Below are 15,086 nucleotides of genomic sequence, written 5' to 3'. Positions count from 1 at the left end.
TGCAGATGTCGCAATCCACACCGAGCCAGAAGGCCCTCACTCATTTCAAGATCACCAGACCGTGAACCCCGTCACCAACCTCCATGGTCAGTACAACTAGGCCTCGACGAGGTACCCCTGCACCGCGCGGGCCAGCAGCGGCAGCAGCTCCTCGGCCGGCGCCGAGGCAAGCGGCTCGACGGCGATCACGTACCGGGCCATGGCCAGCCCGAGGATCTGCGACATCACCAGCTCCACCCGGAGCTCCGGCTGCGGCACGTCGAGGCCGACCGCCAGCCGGGAGACCACCTCGGTCACCATGAAGCCGCGCATCAGCCCGGCGACCTCCTCGGAGGCGGCGGCCGTCCGCAGCACGGCGAGCAGCCGGTCGCGGACGGTCGGCTGCTCCCAGAGCGCGAGGACGAACCGGGCGACCCGCTCGCCGACCTCCGCCCGGGCGCCGGCCAGCACCTGGTCGACCATCAGCCGCGGGTCGACCGGGAACTCCAGCGCGGCCAGGAACAGCTTGTCCTTGCTGCCGAAGTAGTGGTGCAGCAGGGCGGCGTCCACCCCGGCCGCGCGGGCGATCGCCCGCATGCTGGCCTTCTGGTAGCCGCGGGCCGCGAACTCGGCCCGGGCGGCCTCCAGCACCGTCCGCCGGGTGTCGGCCCCGCCGGGGCGGCGGCCGGTCTTCTTGCGGGGCGCGGGCTGCTCGGCTGCGGAGGTCACCCCGGCATTCTCCCCGGCCGGCGGCGCGGGCCGGGGCGCTACCGCCGGCACATCTCGGTCCGGCATCGAAAACCGGGCCCCCTAGCGGATCGCTACGCGCGTAGATATGCTGGTCTGGTGACTATGTCCACTCTTGCAGCCCAAGCCCTTGGCGCAGCGGCCGGCGGCCTCGCGGACGTTGCGGCGTCCGAGGCCTCGCTCCGCCGCTTCCTGCACGGCCTGCCCGGTGTCGACCAGGTCGGCCTGGAGGCTCGCGCCGCCACCCTCGGCACCCGTTCGATCAAGACCACGGCGAAGGCCTGGGCCATCGACCTGGCGATCTCGATGATCGACCTGACCACGCTGGAAGGCGCGGACACGGTCGGCAAGGTGCGCTCGCTGTGCACCAAGGGCCGGAACCCCGACCCGTCCGACCCGACCGCCCCGCGGGTCGCGGCGATCTGCGTCTATCCGGACATGGTCGCCACCGCCAAGGAGGCGCTGCGCGGCACCGACATCCAGGTCGCCTCGGTCGCCACCGCCTTCCCGGCCGGCCGCGCCGCGCTCCCGGTGAAGCTCGCCGACACCGCGGACGCGGTGGCCGCCGGCGCCGACGAGATCGACATGGTGATCGACCGGGGCGCCTTCCTCTCCGGGCGCTACCTGGACGTCTTCAACGAGATCACCGCGGTCAAGGAGGCCTGCCACCGCCCCGACGGCACCTCCGCCCACCTCAAGGTGATCTTCGAGACGGGCGAGCTGCAGACGTACGACAACGTGCGCCGCGCCTCCTGGCTGGCGATGCTGGCCGGCGCGGACTTCATCAAGACGTCCACCGGCAAGGTCGCGGTGAACGCCACTCCTCCGGTGACCCTGCTGATGCTGGAGGCGGTCCGCGACTTCCGCGCCGCGACCGGTGTGCAGGTCGGCGTGAAGCCGGCCGGCGGCATCAAGACCACCAAGGACGCCATGAAGTACCTGGTGATGGTCAACGAGACGCTCGGCGACGACTGGCTGACCCCGCACTGGTTCCGCTTCGGAGCCTCCAGCCTGCTCAACGACCTGCTGATGCAGCGCCAGAAGCTGACCACCGGACGGTACTCCGGCCCTGACTACGTGACGGTGGACTGAGACAGATGGCCAAGAACACCAAGAAGACCGACGAGCCCGTGGCGCAGACCCCCCGCGGCGGTCTCTTCACCTACGCCCCCGCCCCGGAGTCCCCGGCCGCGGCCGGCGACATCGCGACCTCCTACGGCCACTTCATCGGCGGCGAGTTCGTCGACTCCTCCGGCAGCGAGGCGCTGAAGACCGTCAACCCGGCGACCGAGCAGGTGCTGGCGGAGTTCGCGCAGGGCACCGGGGAGGACGTCGACCGCGCGGTCGCCGCGGCCCGCAAGGCCTTCGTCGACTGGTCGGCGCTGCCGGGCAGCGAGCGCGCCAAGTACCTGTTCCGGATCGCCCGGATCGTCCAGGAGCGCTCCCGCGAGCTGGCGGTGCTGGAGTCGATCGACAACGGCAAGCCGATCCGCGAGACCCGCGACTTCGACGTGCCGATGGTCGCCGCGTGGTTCTTCTACTACGCGGGCTGGGCGGACAAGCTCGACTACGCGGGCTACGGCCCCAACCCGAAGCCGGTCGGCGTCGCCGCCCAGGTCATCCCGTGGAACTTCCCGCTGATGATGCTGGCGTGGAAGATCGCCCCGGCGCTGGCCACCGGCAACACGGTCGTCCTCAAGCCGGCCGAGACCACCCCGCTGACCGCGCTGCGCTTCGCCGAGATCTGCCGCCAGGCCGGCCTGCCGAAGGGCGTCGTCAACATCGTCACCGGCGACGGCCGCACCGGCGCCGCGCTGACCGCCCACCCGGACGTGGACAAGGTCGCCTTCACCGGCTCCACCCCGGTCGGCCGCTCGATCGCCCGCCAGCTGGCCGGCACCCGCACCCGGGTGTCGCTGGAGCTCGGCGGCAAGGCCGCGAACATCGTCTTCGACGACGCGCCGATCGACCAGGCCGTCGAGGGCATCGTCAACGGCATCTTCTTCAACCAGGGCCACGTCTGCTGCGCGGGCTCCCGGCTGCTCGTCCAGGAGTCGGTCCAGGACGAGTTCCTGGACGCGCTCAAGCGCCGGATGTCGACCCTGCGGGTCGGCGACCCGCTGGACAAGAACACCGACATCGGCGCCATCAACTCCTCGGCGCAGCTGGCCCGGATCACCGAGCTGACCGACGCCGGCGAGGCCGAGGGCGCCGAGCGCTGGTCGCCCTCCTGCGACCTGCCGGGCGCCGGCTACTGGTTCCGCCCGACGCTGTTCACCGGCGTCTCGCAGGCCCACCGGATCGCCCGCGAGGAGATCTTCGGCCCGGTGCTGTCGGTGCTGACCTTCCGTACCCCCGCCGAGGCGGTCGAGAAGGCCAACAACACCCCGTACGGCCTCTCCGCCGGCATCTGGACGGAGAAGGGCTCGCGCATCCTGTGGACGGCGAGCCGGCTCAAGGCCGGTGTGGTCTGGGCCAACACCTTCAACAAGTTCGACCCGGCCTCGCCGTTCGGCGGTTACAAGGAGTCGGGTTACGGCCGCGAGGGTGGCCGGCACGGTCTGGAGGCCTACCTCGATGTCTGACACGACCCTGCGTCTTGACGTCCTCAAGACCTACAAGCTGTACGTCGGCGGGAAGTTCCCGCGGTCCGAGAGCGGGCGGGTGTACGAGGTGACCGACTCCAAGGGCCAGTGGCTCGCCAACGCCCCGCTCGGCACCCGCAAGGACACCCGGGACGCCGTCGTGGCCGCGCGCGCCGCGGTCAAGGGCTGGTCCGGCACCACCGCGTACAACCGCGGCCAGGTGCTGTACCGGGTCGCCGAGATGCTGCAGGGCCGCCGCGAGCAGTTCACCGCCGAGGTGGCCACCGCCGAGGGCGTGGGCGCCAAGAAGGCGGCCGCGCTGGTGGACGCCGCGATCGACCGCTGGGTCTGGTACGCGGGCTGGACGGACAAGGTCGCCCAGGTCGCCGGCAACGCCAACCCGGTGGCCGGCCCGTACTTCAACCTGTCGACGCCCGAACCGACCGGTGTGGTCGGCGTGCTGGCCCCGCAGGCCGGCCACGGCTTCTCCCTGCTCGGCCTGGTGTCGGTGATCGCCCCGGTGATCGCCACCGGCAACACCGCGGTGGTCGCCGCCGCCACCGGCGCGCCGCTGCCCGCGCTGTCGCTGGGCGAGGTGCTGGCCACCTCCGACCTGCCCGGCGGCGTGGTCAACGTGCTGTCCGGCCGGACGGCCGACATCGCCCCCACCCTGGCGTCCCACCAGGACGTCAACGGCATCGACCTGACCGGCGCGGTGCCCGGGGACGGGCCGGCCTCGGCCGCCGCCCTGGAGGCCGCCGCCGCGGACACCCTCAAGCGCGTCCTGCGGCCGGCCGCCGACCCGGCCGCCGCGGACTGGACGGAGGCGCCGGGCACCAAGCGGCTGACCTCCTTCCTGGAGACCAAGACGGTCTGGCACCCGATGGGCATCTGATCCGTCGGCTGCACCAGGAACGGCGGCCCCGGCCGCGACGAAAGTAGGGCCCGCACCCTCCCGACCGGGGGTGCGGGCCCTCCTTTCGTCTCTCCGGAACCGGCCGATCGGCGGGCAACCCGCCCGCCCGGCCGCGAGTCCTACCGGTCGAGATCGAACCGGAAGGACGAAGCATGTGGGAGATAGCCGCCGACCTGGCGGTCCTGGTCGGAGACGGGCCGCTGCGGGCGCTGCGCGCCCGTCGGGCGCACCGGCGGCTGAGGGCCGGCCTGCAGGCCCGCGTCCCGTGCTCGATCCGCTCCGAGCGCCCGGGCTGGCCCGCGGCGTACGAGAACGGCAGCCTGCTGTTCACCCCCGGCCGACCGACCGCCGCGTTCGGCTCGCGGGCGTACCCGTGGCTGGAGTTCGGGCTCGGCGGCGAGCACCGCGACCCGGAGCCCGAGGACTGGTTCGACCCGGACTGGGCGGCCACCGGCTACCTGCCGCCGGACGGCGGCCCGACCGTCTTCGTCCAGGTGCACACCCGCTACCTGACGACCACCCGGCTCGCCCTGGGCGGCCCGGTGGACAGCACGGTCTGACCGGGCGGGCCGTGTGAGATTGGCCCGGGGGCGTCCGACCGGTACCGGCGGACGCCCCCGATGCGTCAGACTGGTGTCCCGTGAGTGACACCCCGCTGAACCCGGCGCCGACCGCGCGCGCCCGCGTCATCCTGCTGTCGGGACCCTCCGGATCGGGGAAGTCCTCCCTCGCCGAGCGCACCGGCCTCCCGGTGCTCCAGCTCGACGACTTCTACAAGGACGGCGACGACCCGACGCTGCCGCAGCTCGTGGAGGGCGGCACGGACTGGGACTCGCCCGCCTCCTGGCACGCCGAGCAGGCGATGGCGGTGATCCGCGCCCTGGTCGAGGACGGCGCCGCGGACGTCCCGGTGTACTCGATCCCGGACAACGGCCGGGTGGGGGTCCGCCCGTTCACCCTGGACGGCGCGCCCGCGTTCGTGGCCGAGGGAATCTTCGCCGCCGAGCTCGCGGGCCGCTGCGAGGCCGAGGGGCTGCTCGGCGACGCGCTGTGCCTGCGCAACCGCCCGGCCACGACCGCTTGGCGGCGCTTCCGCCGGGACGTCCGCGAGGGCCGCAAGTCGGTGCCCTACCTGCTGCGCCGCGGCTGGCGGCTGATGCGTGCCGAGCGCGGCATCGTGGGCCGCCAGGTCGGGCTCGGCGCGCACGCCTGCGCGGGCCCGGAGGCCGAGCGGCGGATCGCCGCGGTGGCGGACGCCCGGCCGGTCGGCATCGCCGCCTGACCGGGCGCCCGGGGAGCCGCGCCGGTCAGGGCGCCGTACCGGTGAGCACCGGCCCGGCCTCGGCCGGGTCGGCCTGCTGCAGCGCGGAGTGGTGCCGGCTGTAGCCGAGGTAGACGGCCACGGCCAGGGCCAGCCACACCGCGAACATCAGCCAGGTGTCCGCCGGCAGCCCGTACAGCAGGTAGCCGCAGAAGGCGACGGACAGCACGGGCACCACCGGGTGGCCGGGCACCCGGAAGCCGCGCTCCAGGTCGGGGGCGGTGCGCCGGAGGATCAGCACGCCCAGGGAGACCACGGCGAAGGCGACCAGGGTGCCCAGGCTGGTCAGGTCGGCGAGGACGTCCAGCGGGACGACGGCGGCGAGCACCGCGACCAGTGCGCCGACGACGACGGTGCCGGCGACCGGGGTGCCGCTGCGCGGGCCGACCCGCCGGAACAACGCGGGCAGCATGCCGTCCCGGCTCATCGTGTACAGGATCCGGGTCTGCCCGTAGAGGACCACGAGGACGACGCTGACGATGGAGAGCACGGCGCCGGCCGAGAGCAGCAGCCCGGGCCAGCTCGCCCCGGTCACGCGGGTGAGGATCGCCGACAGGCCGGCCTCCTGCCCGCCGAAGGCCGTCCACGGCTGGGCGCCGACACCGACCAGGGCGACCAGCACGTACACGGCGGTGACCACCAGCAGCGCGCCGATGATCGCCAGCGGCAGCGTGCGGCGGGGGTTCTTCACCTCCTCGCCGGCGGTGGAGACGGCGTCCAGGCCGATGAAGGAGAAGAACACCGTGGAGGCGGCGGCGCCGATCCCGGCCGCGCCCATCGGCGCGAACGGGTGCAGGTTGGCGGTGTGGAATCCGGTCGCGCCGACCACCACGAAGAGCGCCAGCACGGCCAGCTTGACCAGCACCATCACGGTGTTGACCAGCGCGGACTGCTTCGCCCCGCGGACCAGCAGCAGGCAGCAGAGCAGCACCAGGACGGCGCCGGGCAGGTTGACGAAGCCGCCGGCGCCGGGCGGAGCCGCGATCGCCTGCGGCAGCTGGAAGCCGAACAGCCGCTCGGTGAGGTCGTTGAGGTACTGGCCCCAGCTCACCGCGATCGCCGCACCGGAGACGGCGTACTCCAGCAGCAGGCACCAGCCGACCGCGTAGGCGGCGAACTCGCCCAGGGTGGCGTAGGCGTAGGAGTACGAGGAGCCGGAGACCGGGACGGCGGAGGCGAGTTCGGCGTAGCACAGGGCGGTGAGGGCGGCGGTGACGGCGCCGATCACGAAGGAGAGCACCACGGCCGGGCCGGCCTCCGGCACCGCCGAGTCCAGGGTGAAGAAGATCCCGGTGCCGATGGTGGCCCCGATGCCGATCATGGTGAGCTGGAACAGGCCGACGGTGCGGCGCAGTTCGCCGCCGCCGTCCTGAAGGGCGCCGACCGGCTTGCGTCTGAGGAGTTGCCGGCGGAGCGTCACATCCGATGCCATGGTGGACCTCTCGTGTGGGGGTGAGGGTGCGGGTCAGGCCAGGTCGCGGCGGAGCAGGTCGCCGTACGTCTCCCGGCGCACCACGGCGCGGTGGCGGCCGTCGCGACAGAAGACGACCGGGGGCCGGCGGGCGCCGTTGTAGTTGTTGCTGAGCGCGTAGGTGTACGCGCCGGTGGCGGGGACGGCGATCAGGTCGCCGGGGCGGGGGTCGCGCAGCGGGACGCCCTCACTGAGCACGTCGCCGGACTCGCAGTGCCGGCCGACCAGCCGGACGCGCCCGCCGCCGCCCACCCGGGTGGCCACGGTGGCCTCGAACCGCTGCTGGTAGAGCGAGACTTCGAGGTTGTCGCCCATGCCGCCGTCGACCGCGACGAAGGTCGGGTTGCCGTGCTTGACGGTGACCGCCCGGTAGAGCGAGACGCCGGCCTCGGCGGTCATCGAGCGGCCGGGCTCGATCAGGATGCGGGCGGCGGCGGGCAGAGTGCCGCGGGCGCTGTCGACGAGGGCGTCCAGGTACGCGTCCACGCTCGGCGGGCTGTCCTCGTAGGTGTAGCGGGCGCCGAGGCCGCCGCCGAGGTCGTAGACGTCGAACGTGCCGAGTCCGGCGACCGCCTCGACGGCCTGCTCGAACGGCTTGGTGTCCATGATCTGCGAGCCGACGTGCACATGGACGCCGTCCAGGCGCAGCCGGTCGCTGCCGCGCAGCCGGGCGATCGCCTCGCGGGCCTCGGGCAGCAGCAGCCCGAACTTGGAGCCGGCCTGGCCGGTGGAGACGGCCTCGTGGGTGTCCGGGCGGATGTCGGGGGTGACCCGGACGAGGACGCCCTGCTCGCGGCCGGGCCGTTCGGCGAGGATCAGCTCCAGGCGGTCGATGTCGTCGAAGTTGTCGACCACGATCAGCCCGGCGCCGGCGTCGACGGCCATCCGCAGTTCCTCGGAGGTCTTGGCGTTGCCGTGCACGACCAGGCCGGCCGGGTCGGCGCCGCCGGCCACGGCGAGCGTCAGTTCGCCGCCGCTCGCCACGTCGATGCCGAGGCCCTCCTCGGTGAGGGCCCGGTAGACGGCGGTGCACGGGAAGGCCTTGGAGGCGAAGGTGACCCGGGAGTTCGGCCAGCGCACGGCGAGGCCGTCGGCGTACGCGCGGGCCCGGGCGCGCAGGGCGCCCTCGTCCACGATCAGCGCCGGGGTGCCGTACGTCTCCGCGAGTTCGGCCACCGGACAGCCGGCGATCACCAGGGCGCCGTCGTCGTCGAGTTCGGTGCCGGGCGGGAAAAGGCCGATCAGCTGGTCCTGCATGGTGCCCCTTCCGGGGGTGGGCTGCGGTGCACAGCCATCGTGGCGGCGGCCCGGCCGGACGTCGTTGGCGAAATCGCCTAGGGTCGGGGCATGGAGCATGCGGAATCGCCAATGGAGGGCACCAGCGAGGAGCTGTTCGCGCTGGCCAACGCCATCGCCGCAGTGACCGGCGGATCGGTGGCGGTCGAGGACCTGGACCGCCGGGTGCTCGCCTACTCCGCGCTGCCCGACCAGCGGATCGACGAGCTGCGGCGGCGCGGCATCCTGGAGCGCCGGGTGCCGGACCAGGCCGAGCAGCCGGCCCAGTACCGGGAGGTGCTGGCCGCGCCCGGCGTGGTGCGGCTGCCGACGCTCGCCGAGGACGAGCTGCCCCGGGCGGCGGTGGCGATCCGGGCGGGCGACCTGCCGCTCGGCACCATCTGGGCGATCGAGGGTCCGGACGGCCTGGACCCGGCCGGCGAGCGGGCGCTGCGCGACGGCGCCCGGCTGGCCGCGCTGCACATCCTGCGCCGCCGCAGCGCACAGGAACTGGAACTGCGGGCCCGGGAGGACGGGCTGCGCGACGCACTGCACGGCGGCGGGCGCACCGCCGACCTGCGGTACGCGCTGGGGCTGCCGGAACGGCCGCGGCTGGTGCTGGTCGGGCTGACCCCGCTGCGGCGGCCGGCCGAGGAGCCGCCCTCGGTGGTACGGCTCGCCGCGGCGGCGGCGCGGCACTGGTCGGCGGTGCACGGGGAGGCGGCGGTGGCCGCCGTCGGCCGGACGGTCTACGTGCTGCTCGCCGAGGTCGGGCCGGCGGCCGCGCGCCGGCTGGCGGAGCAGGCGGTGGCGGCGCTCGGGCCGAGCGGCGGCGGGGTGATGCGGGCCGCGGTGAGCCGGCCGGCGACGGACCTGGAGGCGGTGCCGGCGCTCCGGGCCGAGGTGGACGACGTGCTGCGGGTGACCTCGGCGGATCCCGGGTGCGCCGCGGTCGCCGGCCTGGCCGACGTCCACGCCCGGGTGCTGCTGGCCCGGGTCGCCGACGAGCTGGCGCGCCGTCCGGAGCTGCGGCACCCGGCGGTGGAGGCGATGCTGGCGCACGACCGGGAGCACCGCACGGAGTACGCCCGGTCGGTGGCGGCGTGGCTGGACGCCGTGGGCTCGGTGGCGGCCGCGGCGGAGCGGGTCGGCGTGCACCCGAACACGCTGAAGTACCGGCTGCGGCGGGCCGAGCAGCTGTTCGGCCTGGACCTGGAGCACCCGGACGACCGGCTGTCGGCCTGGCTCCAGCTGCGGCTGGCGCTCTGAGCGTGCCCGGGCGGACGCACAGGAGCCCGGTGCCTCTCCCCGGCACCGGGCTCCTGCTGTTGCGGGGCTGCGGGCTTCCCCCGTCGGCGACCACTCCCCCGAGTGGGCCTCCGCGCTTCCGCGACCCCTTCACCCGTCCCCCGACGGGAGTCCTGTCGTGTCAGGCGACCAGCTCGCCGAAGGCGTGCACGGTGTCGCCCGTCCGGTTGAGCTGCTCGTCGTCGCGCAGCCGGCGCAGCGCGCGCCAGATGCTGCTCTTGACGGTGCCGACGCTGATGCCGAGGATGTCGGCGATCTCCGGGTCGGTACGGCCCTCGTAGTAGCGGAGCACCAGCATGGTCCGCTGGTTCTCCGGCAGCTTGGCCAGCGCCTGCCAGAGCACGGTGCGCAGCTCGGTGCCGCCCATCGCGTCGGTGTCGCCGGCCGTCTCCGGCAGCTCCTCGGTCGGGTACTCGTTGACCTTGCGGCGCCGCCAGGCGGAGATGTGCAGGTTGGTCATGGTGCGGCGGAGGTAGCCCCCGACCGCGGCCTTGTCGGTGATCCGGTCCCAGGCGCGGTAGGTGCTGAAGAGCGCGCTCTGCAGCAGGTCCTCGGCCTCGTAGCGGTCACCGGTGAGGTGGTACGCGGTGGCGTACAGGGAGGCGCGGCGCTCGCGCACGTAGGCGGTGAATTCCGCGATGCGGTCCGCCGACTCGGTCGAGCACTCCCCCTGCGCGCCTCCCTGCCGACCGTCCTCGGCACCGGCCTCTGCGGGTGTGAGCCGCAGCAGCGTGGTGCCTGCGGCCTGGCGGGCGTCCGGCTCCCCCGAGCCGGCGCCGCGCAGGCCTTCCCCCGTCGGGATGCCCCGACCCTGACCCACCGGGAGGATCCCCCGGAGCGTCAGGGTCGAGCCGCTGTCGGCCGCACTCCCCCTGTGGCCGATCCCGTACAGCTCCCCCACGTGCCCGCCGCCGCTGGGGCGGTGGGCGCCGGTGCGGTGTGCGCACCCCCGTACGATCACGGCACCGGACGTCTCGTCGGTCCGCACCTCGTACCTGGTCCGCGGGTTCGCGGTCGAACGCGCTGCGCGGACGGCCGCGTTGCGGGTCAGAAGCGTTGCGTTCATCGTGCGCCCCCATGGTCGGTACGTGCGGTTCCCCGTTGCCGTTCCCGCCGGTCTCACCCGGTCGTTCTCGGCGACAAGGAAAATCCTGCCCGCCCGTCGTCATGGCGGTGTCCGTCGACTGTCACAGGGCTGTCACAGCGGCCGGGGCGTCCGGGCACACTGCTGTCACACCCGCCCGGACGTCCGAATCGGCGCCTCCGGTTCCCGCGACCGTTCAGCAACCACCCGGGTGGGTGATCTGCGGCCCCGGGTGGGCCAGAATGAGCCCGTGCCTTTCCTGCTTCTGATCGAGGACGACGACGCCATCCGGACGGGCCTCGAACTCGCCCTCACCCGCCAGGGCCACCGCGTGGCCACCGCTGCCTCGGGCGAGGACGGCCTGAAGCTGTTCAAGGAGCAGCGGCCGGACCTCATCGTCCTGGACGTCATGCTGCCCGGAATCGACGGCTTCGAGGTGTGCCGCCGCATCCGCCGGACCGACCAGCTGCCGATCATCCTGCTCACCGCGCGCTCCGACGACATCGACGTGGTGGTGGGCCTGGAGTCCGGCGCCGACGACTACGTGGTCAAGCCGGTGCAGCCGCGCGTCCTGGACGCCCGGATCCGGGCCGTGCTGCGCCGGGGCGAACGGGAGAGCTCCGACTCGTCCACCTACGGCAGCCTGGTCATCGACCGCTCGGCGATGACCGTCACCAAGGACGGCCAGGACCTGCAACTCACACCGACCGAGCTGCGGTTGCTGCTGGAGCTGAGCCGCCGGCCGGGCCAGGCGCTCTCCCGGCAGCAGCTGCTGCGGCTGGTGTGGGAGCACGACTACCTGGGCGACTCCCGGCTGGTGGACGCCTGTGTGCAGCGGCTGCGGGCCAAGGTCGAGGACGTGCCGTCCGCGCCGACGCTGATCCGCACGGTGCGCGGGGTCGGCTACCGGTTGGACCCGCCCCTGTAGTGACCGCCCCGGCCGCCCGTCTGCTCCGCTCCCGTCTGTGAGACCCGTTGACTGACCCCCACACCCCGCCGCGCCGCCGCCGTCCGTGGCGGCGGCTGCGCTCGCTCCGGGTCCGCCTGATCGCGGTGTTCGCCGCCGTCGCGCTGATCACCGCGGTGTCCGCGTCCGGCATCGCGTACTGGCTGAACCGCGACGCCGTCCTCAAGCGCGCCCAGGACACCGCGCTGAACGACTTCCGGGTGTCGCTGACCCGGAACGTCTCGGACCTGCCGCTGCAGGCGACCTGCCCGGAACTCGCCTACCTGGCTCAGCAGGTGGCCTCCTCCGGGCTCAACTACGACGTGGTGGTGACCGATCCGGCGCAGCCCGGCTGCGCGGTCTCCACCGACCCGTCGCGGTTCACCCTGCAGACCGTGCCGCAGTCGCTGCAGCGGGCGGTGGCCACCCAGCGGGAGGTCGGCGCGGGCAACCCGTACCCGTACCACCTGTACTGGCAGCGGGTGAACCTGGGCAACCGGCCGTTCCTGGTCGGCGGGACGAAGGTGGTGCCGTCCGGTCCGACGGCGTACATGTTCAAGTCGCTGGAGGACGAGCGGGCCGATCTCAACACGCTGGGCTGGTCGTTGGCGATCGCCACGCTGCTGGCGCTGATCGGCTCGGCGCTGCTGGCGCAGGCCGCCTCCTCGACCGTGCTGCGGCCGGTGCGCCGGCTCGGCGAGGCCGCCCGGCGGCTCGGCGAGGGCAAGCTGGACACCCGGCTGGAGGTCGAGGGCGGCGACGAACTCGCCGACCTGGCCCGGACGTTCAACCGGACCGCGGAGTCGCTGTCGCACCAGGTCGAGGAGTTGAGCGCGCGCGAGGCGCAGAGCCGCCGCTTCGTGGCCGACATGTCGCACGAACTGCGCACGCCGCTCACCGCGATGACCGCCGTCACCGACATCCTGGAGGACGAGGCGGACTCGCTCGACCCGATGATCGAGCCCGCGGTGCGGCTGGTGGTCAGCGAGACCCGGCGGCTGTCCGACCTGGTGGAGAACCTCATGGAGGTGACCCGCTTCGACGCCGGCACGGCCAGGCTGGTCGCCGACGAGGTGGACATAGCCGACCTGATCATGTCCTGCATCGACGGCCGGGCCTGGTACGACGCCGTCGAGGTGGACGCGCCGCGCGGCGTCCGGCTGATGGCCGACCCGCGCCGCCTGGACGTCGTCTTCGCCAACCTGATCGGCAACGCCCTGAAGCACGGCGGCTCCCCGGTGCGGGTGGTCGTCCGGCAGGAGGGCGAGCAGGTGGTGGTCGAGGTCCGCGACAGCGGGCCCGGCATCCCCGAGGAGGTGCTGCCGCACGTCTTCGACCGCTTCTACAAGGCCGACAAGGGCCGCGCCCGGTCCGAGGGCAGCGGCCTCGGGCTGTCCATCGCGATGGCCAATGCACAGATCCACGGCGGCACCATCACGGCCGCCAACGGGGAGGGCGGCGCGGTCTTCACCCTGACCCTGCCGCTCACCCCACCCAGCCAGGAGGACGCAGAGTGAGCGCGGTACGGAGGGCGGCGGCACTGGTCCTGCTGGCCGGAGCCGCGGCCGGCTGCGGCATCCGGCCGACGGCGGTCCCGGTGGACGCCGGCGCGCCGGCCAGCCGTACGGCCTGCCCGACCCCGGTGCAGGTGCCGAAGGCGGGCACGCCGACGGCCCCGCCCACGGGGACGGCGACGGTCTCGCCGTCCGTGGCGGCGAAGAGCCCCGCGCCGCTGTTCAGCGTCACCCCGACGCCGAGCGCTTCGGCCTCGCACTGCCCCTGAGGCGACCGGGCGCGGCCGTGGAACCGTCCGCGGCCGAGACCGCGTCCACCCGGTTGTGCACCGACTTGGCACCACCACCCGCACCGGCGCAGTGGCCGGGGACGACACGATCGAGGACGACGAGCCGACCGATCGGACCCCGCCGCCGGAGGCGTGCCGCATGCTGCGGACGACCGCACGGCTCCTGCTGGCCGGCTACGCGGTGCTGCTCGCCTGGCTGGTGCTGCGACCCACCGCGGTGAACTGGACCTACCCGGCCAATCTGACCCCGCTCGCCTCGGTCGACCGGGCGCTGTCCTTCGGGGCCTACGCCGGGGCCCGGCAGCTCGCCGCCGGTGTCCTGCCGCTGGCGCCCTTCGGGGTGCTGCTGCCGATCGCCGTCGGGCGGCTGCGCACGCCCTGGCTGCCGTCCTTCCTGCGGACGGTCGGCGGGGCGGCACTGCTGGCGACCGGGCTGGAGATCCTCAAGAGCTGGACGCCCGGGCACGTCCTGAACGTCGACGACATCATCCTCGGGACGGCGGGCGCCGCCGTCTGCCACCTGCTGTTCGTCCCGGGCGCCCGTGCCGTGCTCCGGCTGCGTGCCCGGCGTCCCGCCCGCCGCGGGGCCGCCCCGTCGCCGCACCGGACGTACGAACGCTCCGCCCCGGCAGCCCCTCTGGGCCGCCTCACCGGCCAGGGCAGCCCCACCACCCGCTGACCGCCGCGCGGTGGGGCCGGGTCCGACTCCCGGTGACGGCACAGTCGTTGCCCGCCCCCGCGCACCCGCCCGGCGACGGCCGTCTCGGGGGTGGCCCCGAGACGGACCCTGAGAGGGCCGTCCGTCTCCCCGGTGAGAGGTCAGGGGCGTGGATCACTATCGGGGCTGACGTTCCGGGCCGGCACGCCGAGCAGGATGGATTCATGCCCGCCGGACGGACCGGACCGGGCCCGCGATCCGGGAGTCACATCATGAGCACGCTCGCCCGCCCCCGCCACAACCGCGTCATCGCCGGCGTCTGCGCCGGGCTGGCCAAGCGCTTCGGCTTCGCCCCGTGGACCGTCCGGATCATCTTCCTGCTGTCCTGCCTGCTGCCCGGCCCGCAGTTCCTGATCTACCTGGCGCTCTGGCTGCTGCTCCCCCAGGAGCCGTGACCCACGCCGAAGGGCCGCCTCCGCGGACGCGGGGGCGGCCCTTCGCCGTTGTGCGCCGTGCCGGCCGGTGTCAGCCGCCGATGCCGGGGCCGGCGCCGAGGCCGCCGAGGGTGCCGAGGACGCCGCCGACCGGCGTCTTCTCCAGGCCCTGGGCGCCCGGGACGGGCGGGAGCGCGCGGTCCGCGGCCGCCGGGGCGGCGTCGGCGGCCGGCGCCTCCATCGCGGGGGCCTCGGCCGGGGCGGCCGGCGCGGCCGGCGTCAGCTTGCCGCCGACCTCGGGGTTGAGGGTGCCGACGGCTTGGGTGACCTCGCCGCCGCCGGGCACCTTCTGAACGGCACCGGGCACCGCGTTGGTCAGACCGGGGTTGGTCAGCGCACTGGTCGGGAGCCCGAGCCCGCCGGGGGCGGCGGCGGAGGCGGTGCCTGCGGCCGCTGCGGCGATCGCGACGCCCAGAGCGGCGGTGCCTGCGGCCTTCAGAGTTGCCTGCTTCATGCGTTGGTCCTCGAGTCCTCGTCGGTGCCCGGCCCGACCGCCCC

The 15,086-nt window shown here is 74.1% G+C and carries 16 protein-coding genes; 11 read left to right on the top strand and 5 right to left on the bottom strand.

Going from position 1 to position 15,086, the window contains the following annotated elements:
* Positions 1 to 96: 96 nt before the first annotated feature.
* Positions 97 to 708 carry a TetR family transcriptional regulator gene (locus AB0P35_RS36200; RefSeq protein WP_363519513.1) on the bottom strand — a complete coding sequence of 204 codons (612 nt, stop codon included), beginning with the start codon at positions 706 to 708 and terminating at the stop codon, positions 97 to 99.
* Positions 709 to 831: 123 nt separating this feature from the next.
* On the opposite strand from AB0P35_RS36200, the gene deoC reads away from it, so the two are divergent.
* The 5 genes from deoC to AB0P35_RS36175 all read left to right on the top strand — a co-directional run bounded on the left by deoC (position 832) and on the right by AB0P35_RS36175 (position 5,509).
* Positions 832 to 1,818 (top strand): deoxyribose-phosphate aldolase, encoded by a 987-nt coding sequence (deoC, locus tag AB0P35_RS36195; protein ID WP_363519522.1) that lies wholly within the window; start codon positions 832 to 834, stop codon positions 1,816 to 1,818.
* Between the two features lie 5 nt (positions 1,819 to 1,823).
* A complete protein-coding gene (locus AB0P35_RS36190; RefSeq protein WP_095874564.1) occupies positions 1,824 to 3,311 on the top strand; it encodes an aldehyde dehydrogenase family protein in 1,488 nt (495 codons plus the stop codon).
* Entirely contained in the window at positions 3,304 to 4,206 is a 903-nt protein-coding gene (locus AB0P35_RS36185) for an aldehyde dehydrogenase family protein (RefSeq protein ID WP_363519510.1), read from the top strand. Before AB0P35_RS36190 ends, AB0P35_RS36185 begins: the two co-directional genes overlap by 8 nt.
* A gap of 173 nt (positions 4,207 to 4,379) precedes the next feature.
* On the top strand, positions 4,380 to 4,787 hold the full coding sequence (locus tag AB0P35_RS36180) for a hypothetical protein (protein WP_095874562.1): 408 nt from the start codon (positions 4,380 to 4,382) through the stop codon (positions 4,785 to 4,787).
* Positions 4,788 to 4,867: 80 nt separating this feature from the next.
* Complete coding sequence (locus AB0P35_RS36175) at positions 4,868 to 5,509, top strand: ATP-binding protein (RefSeq protein WP_095874561.1); 642 nt, start codon at positions 4,868 to 4,870, stop codon at positions 5,507 to 5,509.
* A gap of 25 nt (positions 5,510 to 5,534) precedes the next feature.
* Here the strand turns inward: AB0P35_RS36175 and AB0P35_RS36170 are convergent, their stop codons facing one another.
* Positions 5,535 to 6,980 (bottom strand): amino acid permease, encoded by a 1,446-nt coding sequence (locus tag AB0P35_RS36170; protein ID WP_363519506.1) that lies wholly within the window; start codon positions 6,978 to 6,980, stop codon positions 5,535 to 5,537.
* Between the two features lie 33 nt (positions 6,981 to 7,013).
* On the bottom strand, positions 7,014 to 8,276 hold the full coding sequence (gene lysA, locus AB0P35_RS36165) for a diaminopimelate decarboxylase (protein WP_363519503.1): 1,263 nt from the start codon (positions 8,274 to 8,276) through the stop codon (positions 7,014 to 7,016).
* A gap of 90 nt (positions 8,277 to 8,366) precedes the next feature.
* Here lysA and AB0P35_RS36160 point away from each other — a divergent pair, with 90 nt between their 5' ends.
* Complete coding sequence (locus tag AB0P35_RS36160) at positions 8,367 to 9,563, top strand: helix-turn-helix domain-containing protein (protein WP_363519500.1); 1,197 nt, start codon at positions 8,367 to 8,369, stop codon at positions 9,561 to 9,563.
* Positions 9,564 to 9,723: 160 nt separating this feature from the next.
* Here AB0P35_RS36160 and AB0P35_RS36155 read toward each other — a convergent pair whose 3' ends face one another.
* Complete coding sequence (locus AB0P35_RS36155) at positions 9,724 to 10,668, bottom strand: SigE family RNA polymerase sigma factor (protein ID WP_363519497.1); 945 nt, start codon at positions 10,666 to 10,668, stop codon at positions 9,724 to 9,726.
* 268 nt (positions 10,669 to 10,936) lie between these two features.
* Between AB0P35_RS36155 and AB0P35_RS36150 the strand changes: the two genes are divergently transcribed.
* The 5 genes from AB0P35_RS36150 (at position 10,937) to AB0P35_RS36130 (ending at position 14,549) form a co-directional block, all read left to right on the top strand.
* The gene (locus AB0P35_RS36150) at positions 10,937 to 11,614 is read left to right on the top strand and encodes a response regulator transcription factor (RefSeq protein ID WP_363519494.1); all 678 of its coding nucleotides are present in this window, start codon (positions 10,937 to 10,939) and stop codon (positions 11,612 to 11,614) included.
* Positions 11,615 to 11,661: 47 nt separating this feature from the next.
* Positions 11,662 to 13,149: a HAMP domain-containing sensor histidine kinase gene (locus AB0P35_RS36145; protein ID WP_363519491.1), complete on the top strand. Its 1,488-nt coding sequence runs from the start codon at positions 11,662 to 11,664 to the stop codon at positions 13,147 to 13,149.
* A complete protein-coding gene (locus tag AB0P35_RS36140) occupies positions 13,146 to 13,415 on the top strand; it encodes a hypothetical protein (protein WP_363519488.1) in 270 nt (89 codons plus the stop codon). The genes AB0P35_RS36145 and AB0P35_RS36140 overlap by 4 nt, the downstream gene beginning before the upstream one ends.
* Positions 13,416 to 13,470: 55 nt before the next feature.
* Positions 13,471 to 14,115 carry a VanZ family protein gene (locus tag AB0P35_RS36135; RefSeq protein ID WP_363519485.1) on the top strand — a complete coding sequence of 215 codons (645 nt, stop codon included), beginning with the start codon at positions 13,471 to 13,473 and terminating at the stop codon, positions 14,113 to 14,115.
* 251 nt (positions 14,116 to 14,366) lie between these two features.
* Positions 14,367 to 14,549, top strand: coding sequence for a PspC domain-containing protein (locus AB0P35_RS36130; protein WP_095874553.1), 183 nt, complete (start codon positions 14,367 to 14,369; stop codon positions 14,547 to 14,549).
* 70 nt (positions 14,550 to 14,619) lie between these two features.
* Here AB0P35_RS36130 and AB0P35_RS36125 read toward each other — a convergent pair whose 3' ends face one another.
* A complete protein-coding gene (locus AB0P35_RS36125; RefSeq protein WP_095874552.1) occupies positions 14,620 to 15,042 on the bottom strand; it encodes a hypothetical protein in 423 nt (140 codons plus the stop codon).
* Positions 15,043 to 15,086 lie beyond the last annotated feature (44 nt).

This window comes from Kitasatospora sp. NPDC085879 (assembly GCF_040686255.1).
Taxonomy (GTDB): Bacteria; Actinomycetota; Actinomycetes; order Streptomycetales; family Streptomycetaceae; genus Kitasatospora.
Note: the sequence above shows the minus strand (reverse complement) of the source record. Positions and strands in the feature narration are given on the sequence as shown.

Coding starts and splice junctions, on each gene's coding strand:
- AB0P35_RS36130 (WP_095874553.1), top strand. CDS start 14,367: ATGAGCACGCTCGCCCGCCCCCGCCACAACCGCGTCATCGCCGGCGTC.
- lysA (WP_363519503.1), bottom strand. CDS start 8,276: ATGCAGGACCAGCTGATCGGCCTTTTCCCGCCCGGCACCGAACTCGAC.
- AB0P35_RS36170 (WP_363519506.1), bottom strand. CDS start 6,980: ATGGCATCGGATGTGACGCTCCGCCGGCAACTCCTCAGACGCAAGCCG.
- AB0P35_RS36185 (WP_363519510.1), top strand. CDS start 3,304: ATGTCTGACACGACCCTGCGTCTTGACGTCCTCAAGACCTACAAGCTG.
- AB0P35_RS36190 (WP_095874564.1), top strand. CDS start 1,824: ATGGCCAAGAACACCAAGAAGACCGACGAGCCCGTGGCGCAGACCCCC.
- deoC (WP_363519522.1), top strand. CDS start 832: ATGTCCACTCTTGCAGCCCAAGCCCTTGGCGCAGCGGCCGGCGGCCTC.
- AB0P35_RS36155 (WP_363519497.1), bottom strand. CDS start 10,668: ATGAACGCAACGCTTCTGACCCGCAACGCGGCCGTCCGCGCAGCGCGT.
- AB0P35_RS36125 (WP_095874552.1), bottom strand. CDS start 15,042: ATGAAGCAGGCAACTCTGAAGGCCGCAGGCACCGCCGCTCTGGGCGTC.
- AB0P35_RS36180 (WP_095874562.1), top strand. CDS start 4,380: ATGTGGGAGATAGCCGCCGACCTGGCGGTCCTGGTCGGAGACGGGCCG.
- AB0P35_RS36160 (WP_363519500.1), top strand. CDS start 8,367: ATGGAGCATGCGGAATCGCCAATGGAGGGCACCAGCGAGGAGCTGTTC.